The 3,162-nt window shown below is 74.0% G+C and carries 3 protein-coding genes; 1 reads left to right on the forward strand and 2 read right to left on the reverse strand.

Annotated features, from left to right (window positions below; translation table 11 throughout):
• On the reverse strand, positions 1-1,305 hold a 1,305-nt coding region (locus K6I34_RS34290), incomplete at its 3' end, for a phosphoribosyltransferase family protein (protein ID WP_229331947.1).
• Positions 1,302-2,477 carry an HpcH/HpaI aldolase/citrate lyase family protein gene (locus tag K6I34_RS34295; RefSeq protein WP_229331948.1) on the reverse strand — a complete coding sequence of 392 codons (1,176 nt, stop codon included), beginning with the start codon at positions 2,475-2,477 and terminating at the stop codon, positions 1,302-1,304. The genes K6I34_RS34295 and K6I34_RS34290, both read right to left, overlap by 4 nt.
• Before the next feature lie 189 nt (positions 2,478-2,666).
• Here K6I34_RS34295 and K6I34_RS34300 point away from each other — a divergent pair.
• Positions 2,667-3,162, forward strand: a 496-nt coding sequence (locus K6I34_RS34300) for a TerD family protein (protein ID WP_229331949.1), incomplete at its 3' end; no start/stop codon positions are given.

A 3,162-nucleotide genomic window follows, 5' to 3' on the forward strand; every position in this document is an offset into this window, starting at 1 on the left:
GGTGTGGGGGGCGAGCGCGTCCAGCAGGCCGCCCGGGGCGTGCAGGGCAGGCGTGTCGCCGTGCGAGTCGACGACGGCCACGACGGCGTCGAAGCCCGCGCCCGCGACGTTGTACGCGTAGCGGGTGCCGGGGCCGTCGGCGGGGTCGTCGTGCGCGGGGAACGCGATACGGGTGCGGATGGCGTACCCGGGGTCGTCGAGGGCGAGCACGGGGGAACGGGTGGTGGTGGAGAACCGGACGTCTGCGGTTCCCGTTTCTTCGAGAGCGCGGGCGAGCCGCAGTGGCGTGTACATCAGCTCTTCATTGCCCAGCACGAGGACGCGCCGGGCGCCCGGCGGCAGTGCGTCGGCGATCCGCGCGGCCATGGCGGGCAGCGCGGCCTCCAGCCGCTCCCGCTGCGCGGGGGCGAACCCGTGTCGGCCGCCGTCGGGCACGGCGGCGGGCCACCCGAGCTCGACGCGCTGCGCGCGCGGGCTGCCGCCCGACGGCGTCTCCGGGCTGCCGCCCGGCTGGGCCGTTTCCCCTTGCTCCGGGCTCGGCACCGCCGCATCGCGCTCGTGCGGTTGCTCGCCGTCGCGGCGGGAATCAACGGCAGCCACGTCGTATCGGGCGACCAATTCCTGCCCCCTCGCCAGCACCCCCGCCGGCAGGCGGACACCGCCGGAGGCGAGGGCGACGAGGTCGACGCGCGCACCCAGTTCGGCCGCGAACGCGGCCAGCGCGGCGCGGTCCTCCGCGCCCCGCATGTCGACCAGCGCCACGACCACGTACCGCTCCCGCGGGAACCGTGCATGCAGTGCGGAGATCGTGTTCAGCACCGTCCGCCCCGTCGAGAACTCGTCGTCGACGAGGACCAGCGGGCCGTCGCCCGACAGCAGCGCCGGGTCCTCCGGCAGGAGAAGGTGCGACGTGGCGTGGCTGTGCTCCTCCTCGAAGCCGCCGACCGGGCGCACGCCCGGCACCGGGCGCCGTGTGGAGTGCAGGTAGGGCGCGAGGCCGACGCCGTCCGCCACGGAGTGGCCCAGGCCCGTGGCCGTCTCGGCGTAGCCCAGGACGACGGCCCGCGCCGCGTCCGCCTCGCCCAGGAGGGCGCGTACCCGGCGGCCGAGGCCGAGCCCCGCCCCGTACACCTCGGACGGCGCGGCGGGCACGTGTTTGCCGAGCACGTTCGACACCAGGAGGTGGGCCCGCTTGGGGTTGCGCCGCAGGGCCAGGCCCAGCAGCCCGCGCAAGGACGCGTCGCCCTCCAGCCCGATGCCGAGGCGGTCCTCGACCCACTGCCCGGTCCAGATCGTGCCGCTCACGCCGCGGCCCCCACGCTCGCCCCGAGCAGTTCCACGAAGCCCACGTCCTCCCGCGCGACGCCGAACACCTCGGCACGGAGCATGATGCGCTCCGCCCAGGCCCGGTGCGGCTTCACCTCGTTCATCTTGTTCGTATAGGCGGAGCGCAGCACTCCGCCGCCCTCGCGCTCGGGCCGCAGGATGTCCTGGGCGTCGCTGAACTCCTCGTGGCTGACGACGGAGAGCGCGTGCACGGGCGCGACGTGCGAGGGGTGGATGCAGGTCTTGCCCTGGAGGCCGTTGGCGCGGTCGAGCTGGATCTCGCGGAGCAGGCCGTCGATGTCGTGCTCGATGAGCGCGGTGCGCAGCTCCTCCGCCGGGCCCGCGAAGGGCGTGCGGCGGAGCTGCGGCTTGAACATCCGCTCGTGCGGCCTGAAGTACTCCCAGACGGGGCCGGTGACGGTGAAGCCGCTGCCGTCCGCGCGGCCGAGGACGTTGACGACGTCGCCGATGACGGAGGCGACGAGCCGGACGTCGTACGCGGTCATGTCGGGGGCGCGGCGCAGCCCGTACGCCGAGCAGAAGTCCGTCACGCCCAGCCGCAGCGCCAGCACCTGATCGCGGTACTTGTCGACGGTGCGGGCGATGCCGGAGAGCGTCTCGCCGCGCGTCTCCAGGTGCAGCAGCTCGGGCGATTCGAGCACGGGCATCGCGTACAGCCGCCGCCCGCGGTCGGCTTCCGCCGCGGTGAGCGCCTCCAGGAAGGGGAGGCCGCGGTCCTCGGTGAACTTCGGGAGGACGAATCCGGACAGCAGCCGCCCGGCCGGGCCGAGCCGCCGGACGAGGTCGCCGATCTGGCCGGGCTCGCGGACCCGGACGAAGAGCAGGGGCAGGGGCCGTCCGGCGGCGGCGAGGCCGTCGAGCGCGGCGAACTGGCGGACGAGGTTCTCCTCGGCGGCGGCCACATCGGCGTCGCCTATGGAGTCCTCCAGGCAGAGGACCATGGAGACCACGCCGCGGGCCGCCTGCTTGACGACGTCCTCGGCGAGGGTGGGGCGGGTGGCGGGGCTGTAGAGCGTGGCGCCGAGCGCGGTGGCGAGCGTGGCGGCCGGGGAGTCGGCATCGAAGGCGGCGGGCTGCTTATGGAACAGCCCATTCCGCACCGAGGGCGGAAGGTGTTCGAAATGCCTCATGACTCTCCCCGTGTCCCACGACCTCCCGCGGGCCCACCCCGTCGAAAGCGCAGTCGATTATGGTACGTCCGGGAGACGGTCAAGAGTTCCCCAAGTGCAGGCGGATCCGGCCACTCCCGTGAGATCACCCTGTGAACCCCGGTGGCCCTGCGTTGTCCCTGGCCGGGGCGGGAAGGCAGGATTGCGGGCATGACGCACGCCATGCAGAAGGGGTCGAACATCCCGCTGGACGCCCGGAACGTACGGGCCGTGCTGCGCTGGACCCCCGGGCCGGGCGTTCCGGACGTGGACGCCTCCGCGCTGCTCGTCGGCGACGGCGGCCGGGTCCGTACGGACGAGGACTTCGTCTTCTACAACCAGCCCCGGCACCCCTCCGGCACCGTCCGGCACCTGGCCAAGAAGCGACTGGCCGAGGGCGCGACGGACGCCATCGAGGCCGACCTCTCCGCGCTCGACGGGAGCGTGGAGCGGATCGTGCTGGCCGCCTCGGCGGACGGCGGGCCGTTCGGGCTCGTCTCCGACCTGTGCGTGCTGCTGTACGACGCGGTGGCGGGCGGGGAGCCCGTGGCACTCTTCGAGGTCCGGCCCGAGACGGGGGGCGAGACCGCGATGATCTGCGGCGAGCTCTACCGGAGGGGCGAGGGCTGGAAGTTCCGGGCGATGGGGCAGGGGTACGCGTCGGGGC

It is taken from the genome of Streptomyces sp. UNOC14_S4, from assembly GCF_020740835.1.
GTDB lineage: Bacteria > Actinomycetota > Actinomycetes > Streptomycetales > Streptomycetaceae > Streptomyces.

What these genes read in the sequence shown, in the direction of transcription:
- K6I34_RS34295 (WP_229331948.1), bottom strand. Translation starts at nt 2,477, where the DNA reads ATGAGGCATTTCGAACACCTTCCGCCCTCGGTGCGGAATGGGCTGTTC.